At 56.7% G+C, this 18,550-nt stretch carries 21 protein-coding genes and 1 pseudogene; 17 read left to right on the top strand and 5 right to left on the bottom strand.

Annotated features, from left to right (window positions below):
- Window positions 1-175, top strand: a pseudogene (locus ACIQ0G_RS02680) (pseudouridine synthase); the annotation flags it as partial.
- Window positions 176-184: 9 nt separating this feature from the next.
- On the opposite strand, the gene ACIQ0G_RS02685 reads toward ACIQ0G_RS02680, so the two are convergent.
- The gene (locus tag ACIQ0G_RS02685) at window positions 185-361 is read right to left on the bottom strand and encodes a hypothetical protein (protein ID WP_397576580.1); all 177 of its coding nucleotides are present in this window, start codon (window positions 359-361) and stop codon (window positions 185-187) included.
- A 1-nt stretch (window position 362) separates the two neighbouring features.
- A complete protein-coding gene (locus ACIQ0G_RS02690) occupies window positions 363-1,514 on the bottom strand; it encodes a JmjC domain-containing protein (RefSeq protein ID WP_397576581.1) in 1,152 nt (383 codons plus the stop codon).
- 129 nt (window positions 1,515-1,643) lie between these two features.
- Here ACIQ0G_RS02690 and ACIQ0G_RS02695 point away from each other — a divergent pair, with 129 nt between their 5' ends.
- Genes ACIQ0G_RS02695 through ACIQ0G_RS02705 form a run of 3 tightly spaced genes read left to right on the top strand, consistent with a single transcriptional unit; the run spans window position 1,644 to window position 2,887 of the window.
- Window positions 1,644-1,850 carry a hypothetical protein gene (locus ACIQ0G_RS02695; protein ID WP_397576582.1) on the top strand — a complete coding sequence of 69 codons (207 nt, stop codon included), beginning with the start codon at window positions 1,644-1,646 and terminating at the stop codon, window positions 1,848-1,850.
- Between the two features lie 42 nt (window positions 1,851-1,892).
- On the top strand, window positions 1,893-2,531 hold the full coding sequence (locus tag ACIQ0G_RS02700; RefSeq protein ID WP_397576583.1) for a YqaA family protein: 639 nt from the start codon (window positions 1,893-1,895) through the stop codon (window positions 2,529-2,531).
- Window positions 2,532-2,572: 41 nt separating this feature from the next.
- On the top strand, window positions 2,573-2,887 hold the full coding sequence (locus tag ACIQ0G_RS02705) for a hypothetical protein (protein WP_397576584.1): 315 nt from the start codon (window positions 2,573-2,575) through the stop codon (window positions 2,885-2,887).
- A 6-nt stretch (window positions 2,888-2,893) separates the two neighbouring features.
- Here ACIQ0G_RS02705 and ACIQ0G_RS02710 read toward each other — a convergent pair whose 3' ends face one another.
- Complete coding sequence (locus ACIQ0G_RS02710; RefSeq protein WP_324479246.1) at window positions 2,894-3,313, bottom strand: VOC family protein; 420 nt, start codon at window positions 3,311-3,313, stop codon at window positions 2,894-2,896.
- Window positions 3,310-3,684, bottom strand: coding sequence for a hypothetical protein (locus ACIQ0G_RS02715; RefSeq protein WP_397576585.1), 375 nt, complete (start codon window positions 3,682-3,684; stop codon window positions 3,310-3,312). The genes ACIQ0G_RS02710 and ACIQ0G_RS02715 overlap by 4 nt, the downstream gene beginning before the upstream one ends.
- Window positions 3,685-3,773: 89 nt before the next feature.
- Here ACIQ0G_RS02715 and lnt point away from each other — a divergent pair, with 89 nt between their 5' ends.
- The 5 genes from lnt to ACIQ0G_RS02740 all read left to right on the top strand — a co-directional run bounded on the left by lnt (window position 3,774) and on the right by ACIQ0G_RS02740 (window position 9,428).
- Window positions 3,774-5,450: an apolipoprotein N-acyltransferase gene (lnt, locus tag ACIQ0G_RS02720; RefSeq protein WP_397576586.1), complete on the top strand. Its 1,677-nt coding sequence runs from the start codon at window positions 3,774-3,776 to the stop codon at window positions 5,448-5,450.
- A gap of 61 nt (window positions 5,451-5,511) precedes the next feature.
- On the top strand, window positions 5,512-6,717 hold the full coding sequence (gene metK, locus ACIQ0G_RS02725; protein WP_397576587.1) for a methionine adenosyltransferase: 1,206 nt from the start codon (window positions 5,512-5,514) through the stop codon (window positions 6,715-6,717).
- Window positions 6,718-6,760: 43 nt separating this feature from the next.
- Window positions 6,761-7,465 carry a tRNA (guanine(46)-N(7))-methyltransferase TrmB gene (locus ACIQ0G_RS02730; RefSeq protein WP_397576588.1) on the top strand — a complete coding sequence of 235 codons (705 nt, stop codon included), beginning with the start codon at window positions 6,761-6,763 and terminating at the stop codon, window positions 7,463-7,465.
- A 95-nt stretch (window positions 7,466-7,560) separates the two neighbouring features.
- Window positions 7,561-8,688 (top strand): sensor histidine kinase, encoded by a 1,128-nt coding sequence (locus tag ACIQ0G_RS02735; protein ID WP_397576589.1) that lies wholly within the window; start codon window positions 7,561-7,563, stop codon window positions 8,686-8,688.
- Complete coding sequence (locus ACIQ0G_RS02740) at window positions 8,685-9,428, top strand: LytR/AlgR family response regulator transcription factor (RefSeq protein ID WP_397576590.1); 744 nt, start codon at window positions 8,685-8,687, stop codon at window positions 9,426-9,428. Before ACIQ0G_RS02735 ends, ACIQ0G_RS02740 begins: the two co-directional genes overlap by 4 nt.
- Before the next feature lie 16 nt (window positions 9,429-9,444).
- Here ACIQ0G_RS02740 and thiS read toward each other — a convergent pair whose 3' ends face one another.
- A complete protein-coding gene (gene thiS / locus ACIQ0G_RS02745) occupies window positions 9,445-10,440 on the bottom strand; it encodes a sulfur carrier protein ThiS (RefSeq protein WP_397576591.1) in 996 nt (331 codons plus the stop codon).
- Window positions 10,441-10,527: 87 nt separating this feature from the next.
- Between thiS and ACIQ0G_RS02750 the strand changes: the two genes are divergently transcribed.
- The 8 genes from ACIQ0G_RS02750 to ACIQ0G_RS02785 all read left to right on the top strand — a co-directional run bounded on the left by ACIQ0G_RS02750 (window position 10,528) and on the right by ACIQ0G_RS02785 (window position 18,516).
- Window positions 10,528-10,968: a type II 3-dehydroquinate dehydratase gene (locus ACIQ0G_RS02750; RefSeq protein WP_183941886.1), complete on the top strand. Its 441-nt coding sequence runs from the start codon at window positions 10,528-10,530 to the stop codon at window positions 10,966-10,968.
- Window positions 10,969-11,012: 44 nt separating this feature from the next.
- Window positions 11,013-11,486, top strand: coding sequence for an acetyl-CoA carboxylase biotin carboxyl carrier protein (gene accB, locus ACIQ0G_RS02755; protein WP_397576592.1), 474 nt, complete (start codon window positions 11,013-11,015; stop codon window positions 11,484-11,486).
- 3 nt (window positions 11,487-11,489) lie between these two features.
- The gene (gene accC / locus ACIQ0G_RS02760; protein WP_397576593.1) at window positions 11,490-12,839 is read left to right on the top strand and encodes an acetyl-CoA carboxylase biotin carboxylase subunit; all 1,350 of its coding nucleotides are present in this window, start codon (window positions 11,490-11,492) and stop codon (window positions 12,837-12,839) included.
- Entirely contained in the window at window positions 12,836-13,528 is a 693-nt protein-coding gene (ddpX, locus tag ACIQ0G_RS02765) for a D-alanyl-D-alanine dipeptidase (RefSeq protein ID WP_397576594.1), read from the top strand. Before accC ends, ddpX begins: the two co-directional genes overlap by 4 nt.
- A 34-nt stretch (window positions 13,529-13,562) precedes the next feature.
- Complete coding sequence (locus ACIQ0G_RS02770) at window positions 13,563-14,831, top strand: amidohydrolase family protein (RefSeq protein WP_397576595.1); 1,269 nt, start codon at window positions 13,563-13,565, stop codon at window positions 14,829-14,831.
- A gap of 12 nt (window positions 14,832-14,843) precedes the next feature.
- Window positions 14,844-15,554, top strand: coding sequence for a prolyl hydroxylase family protein (locus tag ACIQ0G_RS02775; RefSeq protein WP_397575569.1), 711 nt, complete (start codon window positions 14,844-14,846; stop codon window positions 15,552-15,554).
- Between the two features lie 169 nt (window positions 15,555-15,723).
- A complete protein-coding gene (locus ACIQ0G_RS02780; protein ID WP_397576596.1) occupies window positions 15,724-17,532 on the top strand; it encodes a DUF885 domain-containing protein in 1,809 nt (602 codons plus the stop codon).
- 96 nt (window positions 17,533-17,628) lie between these two features.
- On the top strand, window positions 17,629-18,516 hold the full coding sequence (locus tag ACIQ0G_RS02785) for an alpha/beta hydrolase fold domain-containing protein (RefSeq protein ID WP_397576597.1): 888 nt from the start codon (window positions 17,629-17,631) through the stop codon (window positions 18,514-18,516).
- Window positions 18,517-18,550: the final 34 nt, after the last annotated feature.

Below are 18,550 nucleotides of genomic sequence, written 5' to 3' on the forward strand. Positions count from 1 at the left end.
CGTCCGCCAGACGGTGCCCGACAGCTGGATACAGCTTGTCATCCGCGAAGGCCGCAACCGGCAAGTGCGCCGTATGACCGCCGCGGTTGGCCACCCGACATTGCGGCTGGTGCGCCACGGCGTTGGCGATTGGACGCTGGACGATCTTGCCCCCGGCAGCTGGCGCGAGGTCTGACGCACAGGCTTAGTCCGCCGGGCGCGGCACGCGCTTGCCCTTGGTCCGGCTCGTCAGATGATATTGGCCACATCGGTCGCAGCGGTAATGGCGCAGCGTGATGGTCGCCGCCGTCATTGCGGCAATGGCATCGGCTTCCGACGCATAGGCCGCCTTCCTCCGGCAAATGCTCAGCCGCGTGCGCAAATCAATCTTCGCCTTCGAACGCGATGCACCCCATGTTGCACAGCTGCGTCAGCAGGTCGATCGCCGCGTCGACTGACGCGAGTTCAGTGTCGAGGACCAAAGCATCTTGCGCGCACAGTTTCCGCGCCAGATCCGCTGTCTCCACGCCGCAGTCAAAACATGCGCCGTCGGCAAAGAACATCACCGCATCCGCGCCATCGCCCACAAATGCCAAACGGCTGGCCGGATTGCGCGACAGCAGGGCCTGACCGGCAATAAATTGTCGCACGTCGTCCGCGTCAACGGGGGTTTCCGGTTGCCAGTCCATTTCGGCATATTTGGGCGTGCTGTTGAACATGCCGAACCAGCGCGCAAAGGCACGCGGGTCGGAAAGCGAATCCAACGTCATCCGGTGCAAGCGCGCTAAGGCGTCGGGCATAATCTCACCCGGGTTAGCCTGCCCTGCCAAATCCGGATCGCGGTACAAATCATCCTCGGGAATCTGCTCAAGCATATCATCGACAAAATGCCCCAGCAGGTCGGCGCGCGACGGCGCCCGAAAACCAACCGAATAGGTCATGCAGTCCGCACCCACCGCAACGCCATTATGCGCGATGCCCGGCGGGACATACAGGATATCGCCGGGTTCAAGCACCCATTCTTCGGTCGCTTCAAATTCTGCGAGCAGCTTGAGGTCCTCATGCGGCACCAGCGGGCTATCGGCGTCGCAATGCGGCCCAATCTGCCATCGGCGGCGACCGTGGCCCTGAATCAGGAAAACATCATATTGGTCGAAATGCGGACCAACCCCGCCTTGGTCTGCGGCAAGGCTGACCATCACATCGTCAATCCGCCAGTTGGGGATGAACCGGAACGGCGCGATGAGGTCAGCCACCATCGGCACATGGTGATCGACCGCCTGCACCAGCAAAGTCCAATGCGATTCACCAAGGCCGCCCAAGCGATCCTCATGCTGTGGCCCCTGCTCCATCTCCCAGCCCTTGACGGTCTGGCAAATCAGGCGCGACTCCACTTCTTCTTCGCAGGCGAGACCGGCAAGCTCATCGGGCTCCAACGGGTTTTGCCAATTGCGCCACGGATTGCGGATAAGCAGCGGCTTTTTCTGCCAATGGTCGCGCAAGAACGCGTCTGTATCGAAGTTTTCCAATTCCATTCCCACCCGCTGTGCATTCGCGCGACAGAAAGCAAGTGTTGTTGCTGCATAAGTGGCCAAGGAAAACATAATCGGCCGATTGCGGAACATATGCGACGCGTTGGGGTTTTGCTGGTCAAGGAGTATTCAATGGCCAATATTCTCGACATATCTGGAAAACCATTGCCGTCCCGCAGACGGTCGAAACGGCGATTGCGCGCGCGGGATATGCGTGACCTGTTAAAAGTCCTGATCATGCTGATGATGGTTATCACGGGCTATTTCCTATTCGCGCCCGCCAGCGAAGCCACGCGGGCAACGGAGGCGGACATGGCACGGAATATGCCCGCAGGTTAAAAGCTTGCACTTGCAGCCGTTCGCGGTTTAACCCCGCACACAATGTTGAAACGCCTATATGATTGGATGATGGAAAAGGCTGGGCACGCCCATGCCGAACGCTGGCTGTTCCTGTTTTCCTTCATCGAAAGCTCATTCTTCCCCATACCGCCGCATCCCTTGCTTGGGTTGATGTGTTTGGCGCGCCCGGACAAGGCGTTGCGCTATGGGGCGATTTGTACTTTGGCCTCCGTCATGGGCGGGCTCTTTGGCTATGCCATTGGCTATTTTGCGTATGAAACCATCGGCACGGCGCTGCTAAAGGCGCTTGGGCTATGGGACAGCTTTCCTGCGGCCGCCTGCTATCTGCGCGAATTTGGCGCAGAGATTATTTTGATCAAGGGCGCGACCCCCATTCCGTTCAAGCTGCTGACCTTGACCGCAGGGTTCATCAAAATGGATCTGTTCACCTTCATCTGGGCCAGCGTGTTGAGCCGGGCATTCCAGTTCATGCTGGTCGGATTTTTGTTCTGGAAATTCGGACGCCCGATTAAGGCCTTCATCGACAAATATCTGGCGTGGGTCACCGCCGCGTTTCTGGTGGCTGTCGTCGGCGGATTTTTTGCGTTCACGATGCTGGCTGACAATGGTGCGCGCAAGAGTGATGTCTGCTCGAACGTCACAACGATTGAAGCAAGCTAGCACCGCCACATACGGGTTATTTACAATATCGGAAAGCAGACATGGACAGCAGCTCACGCAAAATCGTCACGTTCATCGCGGTCGTCACCATCATTGTCATGGCCGCCATGGCCACGCGCTCTTATCTCGATGCCGACCAGAGCACGACTGCCGCGCCGGTTGAGGCCAATGAAGCGACCGCTCCGGAAGCACCAACGCGGGAGCCGTCCGAAAATGTGCCCGACGCAAGCGCCGAAATGCCCGTTGCCGCTCCAGAAATCGAGCCCATTCCGGCCATCACTGGCGAACCGTCGATGACGTTTGAAAGTGAAAACAGCGAGGCGCGTGATTCATCGGCGCCGGAAAATGACGAATAAGGTTCGTTAACGCGCGAACAGATTTGCGTCGTCGGCGAATGCCTTAAATTCCAGCGCGTTGCCGCTTGGGTCGCAGAAGAACATCGTAGCCTGTTCGCCAATTTCGCCTTTAAAACGGACATGGGGTTCAATGCCAAAGCGGATGCCAGCGGCGGTGACGCGGGCGGCCAGCAATTCCCATTGTTCCATCGTCAGCACGACACCAAAATGCGGCACGGGAACGTCATGGCCATCCACCGGATTATGCGTGGAAACGGATCGCGCATTGGCATCGAGATGCGCGACGATCTGATGTCCGAAAAAGTCGAAGTCGACCCAATGATCGGACGCGCGCCCTTCGGGGCACCCCATGATGTCGCCGTAAAAGCGCCGCGCTTCGGATAAGTCACGGACGGGAAAGGCCAAGTGGAAGGGGCGTAAGCTCATTTTGATGTCACCGGTTTTGGAAGGGGTTGATCGGAAATATCGGCCGTAGCGAGTTCCTGCGACATTTGCATCGCGCATTTGTGGGTGGTCGCCGGATCGCTTGGGCGCTGAAATTCGGCTTTCGCCGCTTCGGCCATGGCAACCGCAACCAACTCACGCGGTTGGCCGCTTTGTTCGGTAATGCGGCTGCCGACGATGCCGGCCCAACGTTTGCCCGATTGCCCGACATTGGGCACATCGGACGGTGCGGTGCCAAGCCGCTGTCGCTCCGCCAAGGTCGCAAGGGTCGCAACACAGGCGATATCCGAATGATGCGTTTCCGTCAGGGCAGATGGCGCCGAAAGCGCGAGCGCATACACAAAAATAATCATGGCGATGAATTAGCATCGAAAGCCTGAACCGCAAGCAACGACGTTTTTGTGCGATTGCAATTGTCATATATGGTGGGCAAAAGCGCGCCATGCAGAAATTATCGGCTTTGCTTGGAAAGTTTCCCCGTTGGACGGCGCTCGTTGCGGGTGCTGCGTCGGCTTATGGTTTTGAGCCATGGGGGCTTTGGCCGCTAACGTTCATCTGTTTCGCGTTGCTCATCCAACTGATAAGCCAAGCGCCGAGCACCAAGCGCGCGTTCATGCTCGGCTGGCTTTTCGGGGTCGGGCATTTCACCTTTGGCAATCAATGGATCGCGGTCGCCTTCACCTTTCAGGCGGCAATGCCGATCTGGCTTGGTTACATCGCGGTATTCGGGCTGGCGCTGTATTTGGCGGTGTATCCCGCCTTGGCTGCGGCTGGAGCCTATTGGATCAATCACCGCACGACGATAGCCCTTCCTGACTCCGGCGGAGATGACGAAAAGATCAGGTCCACACCCACCCTCCACCTCATCCTCGCTTTTGCTGGCTTGTGGATCATCACCGAATGGCTGCGCAGCTGGGTATTCACCGGCTATGTCTGGAACCCGCTCAGCGTGGTTACCCTGTCCATTCCATATCTTTCGCAACCTGCGACCGCCCTTGGAACCTATGGCCTTTCGGGGCTCATGCTTCTTGTTGTTGGGATGATCCTAAAGTTCGTAACTTTGTGGACGCCAGCATCTGGCATTGAACGCGGCGATTACGGGCGGACCGGCTATTTTCTTGGCGGTTTAATATTATTTGCGCTCGCAGCAGTCGCTATCACGGGCCGGAGCTCCTTCGATCAAAGCGCATCAGATAGGACGCCCGTCGCCGTCACCATCGCGCAACCCAACATTAGCCAAGCCGACAAATATGCGCCGGGCTATGACGCGATCAACTTTGCCAAGCTGGCGATGAACAGCCGCCTGATGCCCGATCAAGGCGCGCGGCTGATTTTATGGCCAGAGGCCGCAATTCCGGATTATTTGGAAGAGGGCTATCCCTATCGTTATTATCAGGGCCAGCCGGGCGAAAGTGCGACAGGCGCGCGGGCGCGGCTGACGACGCTGATGGGTGACGGCGATGTTTTGGTCACCGGCGCAAACCGGCTGGTGATTGAAAAGGGCCAATTGGTCGCGGCGCGCAACAGCGTTTCGGCGATGGACGCGAACGGCAATATCTTGGGCCATTATGACAAGGCGCATCTTGTCCCTTATGGCGAATATCTGCCGCTGCCGTGGTTGCTGCGGCCTTTGGGCTTGGCGCGATTGGTACCCGGCGACCTCGATTTCTGGCCCGGTCCTGGACCACAGACGATGACAGTCAATCTGAACGGCAAGCCCGTCAAAATCGGCATCCAGATTTGCTATGAAATGATATTCTCCGGCCAAGTTACCGACCGCACGAACCGGCCAGACTTTATCTTTAATCCATCGAACGACGCGTGGTTCGGCACCATCGGCCCGCCACAGCATTTGGCACAGGCACGTCTTCGGGCGATCGAGGAGGGCTTACCCGTCGTGCGGGCCACACCAACCGGCATCAGCGCCGTCATCGATGCGAACGGCCGGATCATCAAAAGCCTGCCACTGGGAACATCTGGCCGCATCGACGCAGTTGTGCCGCAGGCCAAGGCGCCAACACTGTTCGCACGCTTCGGAAATATATTGCCGCTCGGCTTTGCAGGGCTGCTCATCGGTTGTGCGCTGTTACCTCTTGCCCGCCGCGTACGTTCTCGCTAAAGGCGAAATCCGATATAAAGAATTCTTTATACGCAGATACAGCCAACAGACTGGAACAACCATGCGCGCAAATTACCTTTTCACGTCCGAATCCGTGTCCGAAGGGCACCCAGACAAGGTTTCGGACCAAATTTCCGACGCTATCGTCGACCTATTTCTTTCCAAAGACCCCGAAGCCCGCATCGCGTGCGAAACCCTGACCACGACTCAGTTGGTCGTGCTTGCCGGTGAAATCCGCTGCAAAGGCGTCTATGAAAATGGCGCATGGGCACCCGGCGCGCAGGAAGAAATCGAAGCCACCGTTCGCCGCACCGTGAAAGAGATCGGTTACGAGCAGGATGGTTTCCATTGGGAAACGTTCCGCTTTGAAAACAATCTGCACGGCCAATCCGCGCATATCGCACAAGGCGTTGATGCATCGGACAACAAGGATGAAGGCGCTGGCGATCAGGGCATCATGTTTGGCTATGCGACCGACGAAACGCCCGATCTGATGCCGGCAACGCTGTATTACAGCCACAAGATTTTGGAGCGTATGGCCGCTGACCGCCATTCCGGCGCAGCCCCGTTCCTTGAACCAGACACAAAGAGCCAGGTTACCCTGCGCTACGAAGGCAGCTTGCCCGTCGCCGCAACCGCCGTCGTCGTGTCGACCCAGCATGCTGCGGGGTATGACACGGGTGACAAGGAAGCGGAACTGCACGCTTATGTCCGCAAGGTTGTCGCCGACATTATTCCGCCGGTCTTGCTGCGCGACACAGTCTATCACATCAACCCGACCGGTAGCTTTGAAATCGGCGGCCCTGACGGTGACGCTGGCCTGACCGGCCGCAAGATCATCGTCGACACTTATGGCGGCGCAGCGCCCCATGGCGGCGGCGCATTCAGCGGCAAGGATCCGACAAAGGTTGACCGCTCGGCGGCGTACATCACGCGCTATCTGGCGAAAAACATCGTTGCCGCTGGTCTTGCGACCCGCTGCACCATCCAGCTGGCTTACGCGATTGGCGTTTCAAAGCCACTTTCGCTGTATGTCGATACGCATGAAACCGGCACAGTTGGCGATGACCTGATTGAAGCGGCGATCATGAATATCGAAAAGCTGGGCGGACTTACCCCGCGCGGCATTCGTACGCATCTTGGCCTCAACAAGCCAATCTATCGCAAGACTGCGGCTTATGGACATTTCGGTCGCAAGCCCGAAGGTGATTTCTTCCCGTGGGAACGCACCGACCTTGTCGAAGATTTGAAGGCGGCTCTCGCCTGATTACACTTGCAGCGTGGCGGCTGAAAGTTTAGCCGCCACCGCTATGACTGCGAACAAGCCCGGAGACCCCACGACACTGAACCGCCTATATGGCCGTTCAAAGGGCAAAAAGCTGCGTGTCGAACAGGCTGATCTGGTCGACAATCTTTTGCCGCAAATATCGGTGCCTGAAACGGGCGAGCTGGGCAGCATGCAATTGTTTGGCGACGATCGCGCCATGCACTTTGAAATCGGCTTTGGCGGCGGGGAACATCTGGCTTACCGCGCCGACCTTTTGCCCGACCACGGATTTATAGGCTGCGAGCCGTTCATGAATGGGGTCGCGCAAGCGCTGTCGCATGTGCGCGAAGGCGCGCTGCGCAATGTGCGTTTGCATATGGGCGATGCGCTAGAAATATTGCGCCGCGTACCCGACAAGTCGCTTTCCTTCGTCTATCTGTTGCATCCCGACCCTTGGCCCAAAGCGCGGCATGTAAAGCGCCGGATGATGAACGATGGTCCGCTTGATCTCATCCACGCAAAATTGAAACCCGGCGGGGAATTCCGGTTCGGCACCGACCACCCGGTATATTTGCGCCACGCCCTCATGGTCATGCAGCGCCACCGGCACCAATATAAATGGCTGTGCGAAGCCGCAGCAGACTTCCAAAGCCGACCGGGCGGTTGGCCCGAAACGCGTTATGAAGCCAAGGCGCGCCGTTTAGGGCATGAAGTCTGGTATTTCCGTTATCAGCGCAAACCCGATTAAGCAGCCGGCGGCAAAACATTCGACGAAATCGGCGAAGCGTTCGACGAGAAACGGTAGGCGTGGTGCAACCGGCTGAAAATCCGGTATGGAAGGCTATGGAGAACGTCACCTCGCGAAAAGCATTGATTGGCCATCAAATGGCTTTGCTCACGATCATCGGGTTCTGGGCTTTTTACGCGCTCATCCTGTCGCTGCGCGCCGCTTTGCTCGATTTTCCAGCGCAGGCGGTGCTGTTTGAACGGCGCCTCATGGTCGCGCTGGTGGGCGTATTGGTCACGTGGATTTTATATTTTGGTCTGCGGATGGCGGACCGGCGACCGCTGGGCTTCCGCGTCAGCGTGGCGTTTCTGGGCGCAATTCCATGTGCAATCGCGCTTGCGTCGGCAAATTTCTATATCTTCAACCTGTATGATCCGATCAGCCTTTTTAAGGACCCGAGCGTCGGGCGCAGTTTTGAAGATTTGAAGGCGCAATTGGGGCTGTCCTTCTGGCAAGAAATCGCCGACATTTCCGTCACCCATTATTTTTTCCTGATCGCATGGAGCTCGCTATATGTCGCCATCGGCTATGCGCGCGAGGTGCGCGAAGCCGAGCGGAAAACATCCAGATTTGCGCAAGCCGCACAAGATGCCGAACTGCGATCGCTGCGCTATCAGGTCAATCCCCACTTTCTTTTCAATACCCTGAACTCGCTCTCAAGTCTGGTCATCACCGGTAAGCCCAAAGAGGCCGAAGCGATGATCCAGAACTTGTCCAATTTTTACCGGACGAGCCTGTCTTCCGATCCGTTGGAGGATGTGACGCTTGAGGAGGAAGTGGAGCTGCAACGTCTGTATCTGGAAATCGAAAGCGTGCGTTATCCGAAGCGACTGCGCGTCAGCATCAACATTCCGCCTGAGCTGATGAACCAGCATGTGCCTGCACTCATTCTCCAGCCGCTTGTTGAAAATGCCATCAAATATGGCGTGTCGCGGGCAACACGACCGGTCTCCATTTCAATCAGCGCGGATCACCGCGATGATAATCTGGTGCTGAGTGTCATTGATGACGGAGAGGCTGTTGAAGCCGCACATGTCGGCGGAAATGGCATTGGCCTTGCCAATGTGCGCGATAGGCTGGAGGCGCGATATAAGTCTGCGGCGCGCCTCGATACTGAGGCTGTCAAAAGCGGCGGGTTCATCGCGATACTCACGCTGCCTTTGAGCCACAGGATCGCGGCATGAAGCGTCTGCGCACCATGATTGTTGACGATGAACCTTTGGCCATCGAACGGCTGGAAACCCTTTGCGCCGATCATCCAGCTATCGAGGTCGTCGGCACAGCAAACGATGGCGTAGAGGCGCTGCGCATTGCGCAACAGCTTACACCTGATCTGATTTTCTTAGACATTGGCATGCCCAAAATGGACGGCATCAACGCCGCCCGTGCATTGGGCCTGATGCACAAAAAGCCGGCGATCATTTTGATTACGGCCTATGATAATTTTGCGGTCGAAGCCTTTGACCTTGATGTCGTCGATTATGTTTTAAAACCGGTGTCGAGCGAGCGGCTGGGCCGCGCCATTGCGCGTGCGGCTGGCACACAAGATACCGAGACCAGCCCCGCCACAACTACGGCGAAATCCGACAGCCGATATGCGCATGAATTTTGGGTATCCCATCGCGCCGAACTCATCCGCATTGCCGCAATGGATATTGAACGGATTGAGGCCGAGCGCGATTATATGCGGCTGCACACGGCCGGGCGCAGCTATTTGCTGCACCAGACAATCTCGACGCTTGAACAGCGGCTTGACCCCGATCAATTCCAGCGCATCCACCGCAGCCATATTGTACGCCGGGACCTGATAACCGGCCTACGCCATGAAGGCGGCGGCGTGTGGCACGCGTTGCTGGGTGAAGACCTGTCGATGCGCATCGGGCGCAAATATCTGGCAGAGGTCAAACGGCTCGCCGGGAAATAGCAAGATCCCGCTTTGTTTAGATCAGACCCGCAAGCGGGCTAGACGGATCAGCATACATGCGCCGTCCCATGCGCCCCGCCAGATAGGCCATACGACCTGACTGGACGGCCAGCTTCATCGCTGTCGCCATAGCAACGGGGTCTTTGGCTTCTGCGATAGCCGTGTTCATCAACACACCATCGCAGCCCAATTCCATAGCCACCGCCGCGTCAGACGCCGTCCCGACACCTGCGTCGACCAGTACGGGAACTTTCGCGCCCTCGACAATCAAACGGATCGTCACACGGTTTTGAATGCCCAGCCCCGAACCAATCGGCGCGCCCAGTGGCATCACCGCGACTGCGCCGGCATCCTCAAGCTGCTTGGCGGCGATGGGATCATCGACACAATAGACCATTGGTAGGAATCCATCCTTCGCCAAAATTTCGGTCGCCTTCAATGTTTCGCGCATATCGGGGTAGAGCGTTTTTGCTTCGCCGAGCACCTCAAGCTTTACCAAGTCCCAGCCGCCTGCCTCACGCGCCAGACGCAGCGTGCGTATCGCGTCGTCCGCGGTAAAGCAGCCTGCGGTGTTCGGCAGATACGTATACTTTTTCGGATCAATATAATCCGTCAACATCGGCGCTTTGGGGTCCGACACGTTTACGCGGCGCACGGCAACCGTGATAATTTCGGCGCCCGATGCCACCAACGCGGCGGCGTTTTGTTCGAAGTCCTTATATTTGCCGGTGCCGACGATCAGACGTGATGTGAAATGGCGGCCCGCGACGGACCAGCTATCGTCTTGCCCGCCGCCTACGAAATGGACGATTTCCAAAACATCACCGTCAGCCAAGTGGACATTTTCCAATGTAGAACGCGGCACGATTTCAAGATTGCGCTCGACCGCGACCTTGGCCGGATCCAGCCCAATATCGCGGACAAGGTCAGCAACGGTTGCCCCGGCCCGAAATTGCCGCGGATCGCCATTCAGCGTGAGGGAGATAGAATCGGTGGTCAGGGAAGAGGTCATTTCATCTCGCTATTTTTATCGACGCGCATATAGTGCGGGAATGATGCGGTTCGCAACCGCTGCTTTGACAATATCAGGGGACGTCCTTTGGCTGATAAGCCGATAATCTTTGTTCTGAATGGACCAAATCTCAATTTGCTGGGAACACGCGAGCCGGAAATTTACGGCACAGATACGCTTGATGACATTGCCGGACATCTGGATGACCGCGCACGGGCAGCCGGTGCATCCATCGACTTTCGTCAGTCAAATCATGAAGGGCATCTCGTCGATTGGCTGCAAGAGGCACAAGCCGTGGGGGCCAAGGCGGTGCTGTTGAACGCCGCAGGATACACCCACACCTCGGTCGCGATCTTGGATGCCATAAAGGCCATCAATGTTCCGGTTTTTGAGGTGCATTTGTCCGATCCGCACAAACGCGAAGCATTCAGGCATTTAAGCTATGTTAGCATGGGCGCAAAGGCGGTGTTTGCAGGTCATGGCGCAAAGTCTTACGAACTCGCCCTAGACGCGGCGTTGCAAGTTTGACATTAGGCGCATCATTGCAAGTTTAGGGTCCCAAGGAGTTTTAAATGGCGGCGAAAACAGGAACTAGTGGCAGCATGCAGGTGGATACGGACCTTGTCCGCGAACTCGCGGCCATGTTGAACGACACAGGCCTCAGCGAAATTGAGGTTGAGGACGGCGAGCGCAAAATTCGTGTCTCGCGCACCATGACTGCGGTTGCAGCGCCTATGGCGGCAGCGCCCGTTGCGGTTGCGGCACCCACTGTTGCTGCGGCCCATGAAGCCCCAAGCGCGCCTGCGACTGCAGCAAACGCCTTGAAATCACCGATGGTCGGCACCGCCTATCTGACACCCGAGCCCGATGCCGCGCCGTTCGTCAGCGTTGGCCAGCAAGTCAAGGCTGGCGACACCGTCCTGATCATTGAGGCGATGAAGGTCATGAACCCCATCATCGCGCCAAATGCCGGAACCGTTACCGCGATTTACGTGGAAAGCGGACAGCCTGTCGAATTTGACCAGCCATTGCTGGTGATTGCTTAACCCATGGCAATCGAAAAAATCCTTATCGCCAACCGCGGCGAGATCGCGCTGCGCATTCACCGTGCGGCGCATGAAATGGGGATCAAGACCGTTGCCGTGCATTCGACTGCTGATGCCGACGCCATGCACGTGCGCCTCGCCGACGAAGCGATTTGCATCGGACCGCCTTCTGCAACCGACAGCTATTTGAATATTCCGGCGATTATTTCAGCCGCGGAAATCAGCCATGCTGACGCCATCCACCCCGGCTACGGTTTTCTTTCGGAAAACGCGCAGTTTGCGGAAATCGTTGAGAGCCACAACATCAAATGGATTGGCCCCAAGCCCGAACATATCCGCACGATGGGCGACAAGGTTGAGGCCAAGCGTTCGGCAGGCGCATTGGGTTTGCCGCTTGTCCCCGGCTCTGACGGCGCAATTGAAGATGTCGCCGAAGCCAAAGCAATTGCCCGCGAAATCGGATATCCGGTAATCATCAAGGCGGCGTCGGGTGGCGGTGGCCGCGGCATGAAGGTCGTCAACAGCGAAGAAGAGCTTGAGACCCAAATGCAGCAAGCAGGGTCCGAAGCAAAAGCCGCCTTTGGCGATGCGACGGTCTACCTCGAAAAATATCTCGGTAACCCGCGCCACATTGAATTTCAGATTTTTGGCGATGGCAACGGCAATGCCGTCCATTTGGGCGAACGCGATTGTTCGCTGCAACGCCGGCACCAAAAAGTTCTTGAAGAAGCGCCCTCGCCGATTCTTGCAACCGCCGAACGTGATCGCATGGGCAATATCTGTGCCAAGGCTATGGCCGACATGGGCTATCGCGGCGCGGGTACCATCGAGTTTCTGTGGGAAAATGGTGAGTTCTATTTCATCGAAATGAACACCCGGCTTCAGGTCGAGCACCCGGTCACCGAAATGATTACCGGCATCGACCTCGTCCGCGAACAAATCCGCGTCGCCGAAGGCAAGCCGCTTTCGTTCAAGCAAGAGGACGTGACTTTCACAGGCCATGCCGTCGAATGCCGGATTAACGCCGAAGACCCGCAAACCTTCATGCCGTCGCCGGGAACCGTGTCATGGTATCACCCACCCGGCGGCCTCTATGTCCGCGTCGATAGTGGCCTGTATCATGGCTATAAAGTTCCGCCATATTATGACAGCATGATCGCCAAGTTGATCGTGTATGGTCAGACCCGCGAGGGCTGCCTGATGCGGCTTCGCCGTGCGCTTGGTGAATTTGTGATTGAAGGCATGAAGACGACCATTCCGCTGCATCAACGTTTGTTGGAAGAGCCCGATTTCCAAAATGGAAATTATACGATCAAATGGCTTGAAGAGTGGCTGGCGAAAGACGCAAAATGATCCTCTCCCGCCGGGAGGTGGCTTTTGGGCTGGCGGCACTGCCGCTGGCAAGCTGCGTTCCGGTTGGTCCCGACCGCGATGTGCCGTTCATCCCCACCAATGCGGCTGCACGGATTAAAGCGGACGATCCCAAGCGCTTGATCGAGTTGGTCACACTCGACCCTGCGATCAAGCTTGATATGCGGTATGCGACCGCCAACAATTTCACTGGGCGGGTGCTGTATGACGAAGCGCGCGCCTTTCTGGCCGCCCCCGCCGCCCAAGCGGTCGCCCGCGCCAGCAAAGCAGCCCAGGCGGATGGCTTTGGCCTGACAATTTACGACGCCTATCGGCCATGGCGGATAACCAAAAAATTATGGGACGCAACGCCCGCCGGGCCCAAAAAAGAATATGTGGCGAACCCCAAACGCGGGTCCAAACATAATCGAGGCTGTGCCGTCGATTTGACTTTGCATGACCTGCGCACCGGACAGCTTGTCGAGATGCCAACCGAATTCGATGATTTTTCCGAAAAAGCCCATCGCGACTATATGGATGCCACCCCGGCAGCCTTGGCCAACCGCGCCCGCTTACAAGGCTATTTGGAAGCCGAGGGGTTTGTTGGCCTTTCCAACGAATGGTGGCATTTCGATTTCACCGGCTGGGAACAGTTCCCGGTCATGGACATACCGTTTAACAAAATCATGTAATGAAACCGTGCATAAACATAAGAGAGGTTTTTTGATGTTCCGTAAGATATTACTCGCTGGTGCAGCTTTATGTGTTTCAGCCCCTTCGTTGGCAGCGACGCAAGCGATCATTGTCGGCAATCTGGTGCCCGATGCGGCAACTGGCCCAACTGGCCCAGCGGTCATATTGGTCGAAGACGGACGCATTAAAAATATCGCCAAAGGCACGACCAATCCGTTTCAGGCGGATCGGGTGGTCGACCTTTCAACCAAAACATTGGTTCCCGGCCTCATAGACCTTCACGTCCATTTGACCGGCGACCCCGGCGATGATTTCCGCGACGAAGCAGTCAATCCTGATGAATGGGGCGTCGTCATGGGCGTGAAAAACGCCGCGCTAACCGTCAAAGCAGGTTTCACAACGGTACGCGAAGCCGGTTCTGCGCAAAATACTGCTTTTGTCCTGCGCCGCGGTACCGCGGAAGGCCGCATTGTTGGCCCACGCATTGTCGCTGCTGGTCCAGCATTGTCGATCGTCGGCGGCCATGGCGATGTCACTGGTTTCCGCAGTGACGTTTTGATCGCGCTGGATTCCGGTTTCACCTGCACTGGCCCCGTTGAATGCGCCGAAAAAGTCCGAAAATCGTCAAAGGCGGGCGCAGATGTTATCAAGATCACCGCGACCGGCGGCGTATTGTCGCAACAGGGCAGAGGGCTGGAAGCGCATTTCACGAATGAGGAAATGGTCTCCATTGCCAACACGGCGCACTCACTTGGCCTGAAGGTCATGGCGCACGCCCATGGTGCCCGGGGCATTGAGGCAGCGGCAGCAGCCGGCATTGATTCCATCGAACATGGCACATTTGCAGATGAAGCCGCTTTGAAGGTCATGAAGGCCAAGGGCACGGCATTGGTCCCGACGTTGATGGCGCTAGAGGGCGTGCGCGCCCGCCTTGGCAAAGGCATTTACACGCCGACCGTTGAGGTAAAGGCCAAGCAGGCGCTCGAATTTGCAGGGCGTCAGGTTAAGCTGGCCAAGGCGATGGGCGTCACTGTCGCCTTTGGAACGGATGCTGGCGTCTTTGAACATGGCAGCAATGCCAGTGAGTTTGCTTTGCTGGTAAACGCGGGCATGACGCCGACCGAGGCACTGGCCAGCGCAACGACCGTTGCGGCCAAAACGCTCGGGCTGGAAAATGAAATCGGCCGGATCGCGGTGGGATATTCCGCCGACATGGTCGCCGTAAATGAAAATCCGCTGACCAACATCCGCACGCTCGAAAAGGCCGAGTGGGTCATGGTAAGAGGACGTATCGTTCCGTGATTCGGTGATAAGATGCAGCCTGATACGCCTATCAAGGAGTTCGATTCCAATAACGATCCGGCAAAGCTGTCGCGGATTGGTTCGCACGTCACAAAGCGACTGAATGCCAATCCGCTTGTCCAGCAGGTCGATCACCCTGATGCGCAATTATATGTGTATCAGGGCTTTTTGGGTGCAGCGGATTGCAAAACGATGATCGCCAAAATTGATGCCGATGCCGTGCCGTCGACATTGTACAAAGGGACCGAGCAAGCGGGTTTCCGGACAAGCTACAGCTGTCACCTAAATCGTTGGGATGCGTTCATCGCCAAAATCGAGGCACGGATGAGCGATGTTTTGGGCATCGACAACAGCTATGCCGAAACGATGCAGGGGCAGCGTTATCAAGTCGGTCAGGAGTTTAAGGCGCACCACGACTTCTTTCATCCCAGCCAAAGCTATTGGCTTAAGGAAGGCCCCGCCGGCGGCCAGCGCAGCTGGACTGCGATGATATTCCTCAATGAACCAGAAGAAGGCGGCACAACCGAATTCCCGCATCTTGGCCTTGGCGTGCGGCCGCAAGCGGGCATGATGCTCATCTGGAATAATATGCAGCTCGACGGATCACTGAATTATAAAACGCTGCATACCGGAACGCCTGTTACCCGCGGCGTGAAGCATGTGATTACAAAATGGTACCGGCAGAATAACTGGCTTGAACTCAACACGCAAAAGCCGTCCTGATTGCGGAAACGGTACGGTAACAGATTGCAAATATTGTATATCGTCTGCCACAGATTATCCGTCGTCTGTCGAATTTATCTTGTGCCGGGCACGCGAAGGTCAGACATCCGCTGATACTTGCCCGCAACACCCTATTGATGCGTCCAACACAATTTTTGGAGAGACCCATATGAAACATAGCCCACGCATTCTTCTTCTCGTCAGCGCTGCATTGTTGACGCCATTTGGCGCAGCGCACGCGCAAACGGTGACAGCCGAGGCCACCGCGACGGAAAGCCAGCGGCTTGCCGCTTTGTTCGCTGCGGATGACGAAGCCAGCCTGAAGCGCAACCCGCTCAACGCCATGTTTCGCGGCGATATGCGTTATGCTGACCGCTTTGGAGATTTCATCTCTGACGCCTATTTCGACAATGAACGCAGCGCAGCGCAGGCCAATCTGGACGGGTTAAAAACAATCGACCGCGCAAAGTTGAATGACACCGACAAAATTGCATATGACGTTTACAAACAAAGCCAGATTGATGCGCTGAAGGGCCTGTCCAAAGAAATTATGGACCTGACGGTCGTGCGTCCGCTCAATCACTTTTTCGGCTTTCACACTTTTTATCCAACCTTCGCCAGCGGACAGGGTGCAGCGCCGTTCAAGACGGTTCAGGATTACGAAAACAACCTGAAGCGCCACAAGGAATTCATCGTCCTCATGGACGCATCAATTGGCCGGTTCCGCCAAGGCATGGCGTCCGGCGTATTCGAAACGAAGATGACGATCCGCAATGTCATCGACCAGCTGAACACACAATTGGCGCAAAAGACCGAAGAGTCGCCTTATTACGGGCCAGTTCTGAAATTCCCTGCGGACTTCAGCGATGCGGACAAAGCACGCCTAACGGCGGAATATCGCGATATCATCGTAAACGGTCTGTACCCAGCCAATGCCCGTCTGCGTGACTTCCTGCGCGACAGCTATTTGCCATTGGCACGCGAACAGGTCGGATTGTCTGCCATGAAGGGCGGCGAAGGCCTGTATCAATATCTGATCGAACAAACGACGACCCTGCCATTGAAGGCCGACGACATCCACAATCTGGGATTGTCGGAAGTCGCCCGGATTACATCGGGTATGGAAGCCATCAAGAATGAAGTTCGCTTCAAAGGCACCCTGCCCGAATTTTTCGAGCATCTGCGTTCGGATCCGAAATTCAAAATGTCGAGCCGTGATGCGCTGACGCAGGGTTATTACGACATCGGCAAAAAGGTCGACGCAACAATTTCGACGCAGTTCAAATATCTGCCCAAGGCACCGCTTGAAATTAAGCCCTACGAAGAATTCCGCGAGAAATATGAAGCGGGCGGCAGCTATCAATCGGGTACCCCAGATGGATCGCGTCCCGGCACATTTTATTTCAACGCCTATGACCTGCCGAGCCGCACTACGCCTGGCATGACCACGCTTTATTTGCATGAAGGCGCACCTGGGCACCATTTCCAGATCAGCATCGCACAGGAAAATGAAAAGCTTCCCGCGTTCATGCGCTTTGGCGGCAACACGGCCTATGTAGAAGGTTGGGCGCTTTATTCCGAAACCCTCGGTTACGAGATGGGCCTGTTTAAAGACCCGTATCAACGCTTTGGAACGCTGTCCGACGAAATGCTGCGGGCGATGCGTCTCGTGGTCGACACCGGCATCCACAGCAAGGGTTGGACCCGCGAGCAAGCAATCGACTATATGCTTGCCAATAGCGATATGGGCAAAACCGACGCCACGGCAGAGGTTGAGCGCTACATCGCCATTCCGTCACAAGCATTGGCCTATAAAATCGGCGCCCTCACCATCCTGCGTCTGAAAGACAAGGCGAAGAAGGAACTTGGCAAGAAATTCGACGTGCGCGAATTCCACAATCAGGTTCTGAACACCGGCGCACTGCCGCTAACCGTGCTTGAGAAAAAGATCGACGCCTGGATCGCCGCGTCGAAGTAAACTGCGCGCTTCCCGGCAGGAGTTCTTGTCGGGAAGCGAACAGCTTGATTGGTCCCCTGCCTTGATATAGCGCTTGTCATGAGGGGGAATGCAATCATGCCAAGTTTTACCGCCAGCCTTGCTGGATTTGTTTTGCGCACCACGGGCTATTATCGCCGGATGTTTACAGGCGGGCCGCAGTTTCAACAAAACATCATCAAAGTCCGGGCAGCGCCTGCGCCGCGACCAATCGCAAAGGGCGGCATTGACGTTCGGCAGAGCGAATTTCAGGGCCGCAATGTCTGGCACATCGCACCCAAGGATAAAGCGCCCAGCGCCCATATTTTGTTCTGGCACGGCGGCGGCTATGTCTATTCAGCCACGGACGTCCACTGGAAATTCTTGAGCCGCATGGCGTCACAACATGGCTGGTCGATAACGGCGCCACTGTATCCGCTCGCGCCGGAAAGCTCCGCCGAAGCCATTACGGCATGGGCCAGCGCATATTACGCGGCGTATCAAGCCGATATCAAAGGCGCGCCGTTCGTCATGGGTGGCGACTCCGCAGGGGGCGGATTGACCGCGGCATTGGCGCAAATGGCACGCGACGGCGCGCAACCACTGCCGGCCGGCCTGTTACTCATTTGCCCTTGGTTGGACCTGGACCCGGCACATCCCGACCAGTTGAAAACAGAACCACGTGACGGGATTTTGACCATCAGCGGCATTGGCGAAGGCGGTATTTTGTACGCAGGCGACTTGCCCCTTACCGATCCTCGGTGCAGCCCAATCTTTGGAAACTGGGATGGCTTGCCCCCCATTTTGGCCTTTGCGGGCGGGGATGACATTTTGGTTACCGATTCCAGAGCGTTAAAAGCCAAAGTACCATCCGTTGATCTCACTGAGCTTGCCGGCATGATGCACGACTGGCCTATTTTCAGTTTCAGCGAGTCCCGCAAGGCACAGGCCGCGATGGCAGGCTTTGCGGCACGGGCTGTGGCGTAACGCATTTGCGTGGCCGGGTTGGCTGCGATATGAA

This window comes from Sphingorhabdus sp. (genome assembly GCF_044354325.1).
In the GTDB taxonomy this organism is placed as follows: Bacteria; Pseudomonadota; Alphaproteobacteria; order Sphingomonadales; family Sphingomonadaceae; genus Sphingorhabdus_B.

Excerpts from the sequence above, each read along its gene's own strand:
- ACIQ0G_RS02690 (WP_397576581.1), bottom strand. The coding sequence starts at position 1,514 with ATGGAATTGGAAAACTTCGATACAGACGCGTTCTTGCGCGACCATTGG.
- ACIQ0G_RS02695 (WP_397576582.1), top strand. The coding sequence starts at position 1,644 with ATGGCCAATATTCTCGACATATCTGGAAAACCATTGCCGTCCCGCAGA.
- ACIQ0G_RS02700 (WP_397576583.1), top strand. The coding sequence starts at position 1,893 with ATGTTGAAACGCCTATATGATTGGATGATGGAAAAGGCTGGGCACGCC.
- ACIQ0G_RS02705 (WP_397576584.1), top strand. The coding sequence starts at position 2,573 with ATGGACAGCAGCTCACGCAAAATCGTCACGTTCATCGCGGTCGTCACC.
- ACIQ0G_RS02710 (WP_324479246.1), bottom strand. The coding sequence starts at position 3,313 with ATGAGCTTACGCCCCTTCCACTTGGCCTTTCCCGTCCGTGACTTATCC.
- ACIQ0G_RS02715 (WP_397576585.1), bottom strand. The coding sequence starts at position 3,684 with ATGATTATTTTTGTGTATGCGCTCGCGCTTTCGGCGCCATCTGCCCTG.
- lnt (WP_397576586.1), top strand. The coding sequence starts at position 3,774 with ATGCAGAAATTATCGGCTTTGCTTGGAAAGTTTCCCCGTTGGACGGCG.
- metK (WP_397576587.1), top strand. The coding sequence starts at position 5,512 with ATGCGCGCAAATTACCTTTTCACGTCCGAATCCGTGTCCGAAGGGCAC.
- ACIQ0G_RS02730 (WP_397576588.1), top strand. The coding sequence starts at position 6,761 with ATGACTGCGAACAAGCCCGGAGACCCCACGACACTGAACCGCCTATAT.
- ACIQ0G_RS02735 (WP_397576589.1), top strand. The coding sequence starts at position 7,561 with ATGGAGAACGTCACCTCGCGAAAAGCATTGATTGGCCATCAAATGGCT.
- ACIQ0G_RS02740 (WP_397576590.1), top strand. The coding sequence starts at position 8,685 with ATGAAGCGTCTGCGCACCATGATTGTTGACGATGAACCTTTGGCCATC.
- thiS (WP_397576591.1), bottom strand. The coding sequence starts at position 10,440 with ATGACCTCTTCCCTGACCACCGATTCTATCTCCCTCACGCTGAATGGC.
- accB (WP_397576592.1), top strand. The coding sequence starts at position 11,013 with ATGGCGGCGAAAACAGGAACTAGTGGCAGCATGCAGGTGGATACGGAC.
- accC (WP_397576593.1), top strand. The coding sequence starts at position 11,490 with ATGGCAATCGAAAAAATCCTTATCGCCAACCGCGGCGAGATCGCGCTG.
- ddpX (WP_397576594.1), top strand. The coding sequence starts at position 12,836 with ATGATCCTCTCCCGCCGGGAGGTGGCTTTTGGGCTGGCGGCACTGCCG.
- ACIQ0G_RS02770 (WP_397576595.1), top strand. The coding sequence starts at position 13,563 with ATGTTCCGTAAGATATTACTCGCTGGTGCAGCTTTATGTGTTTCAGCC.
- ACIQ0G_RS02775 (WP_397575569.1), top strand. The coding sequence starts at position 14,844 with ATGCAGCCTGATACGCCTATCAAGGAGTTCGATTCCAATAACGATCCG.
- ACIQ0G_RS02780 (WP_397576596.1), top strand. The coding sequence starts at position 15,724 with ATGAAACATAGCCCACGCATTCTTCTTCTCGTCAGCGCTGCATTGTTG.
- ACIQ0G_RS02785 (WP_397576597.1), top strand. The coding sequence starts at position 17,629 with ATGCCAAGTTTTACCGCCAGCCTTGCTGGATTTGTTTTGCGCACCACG.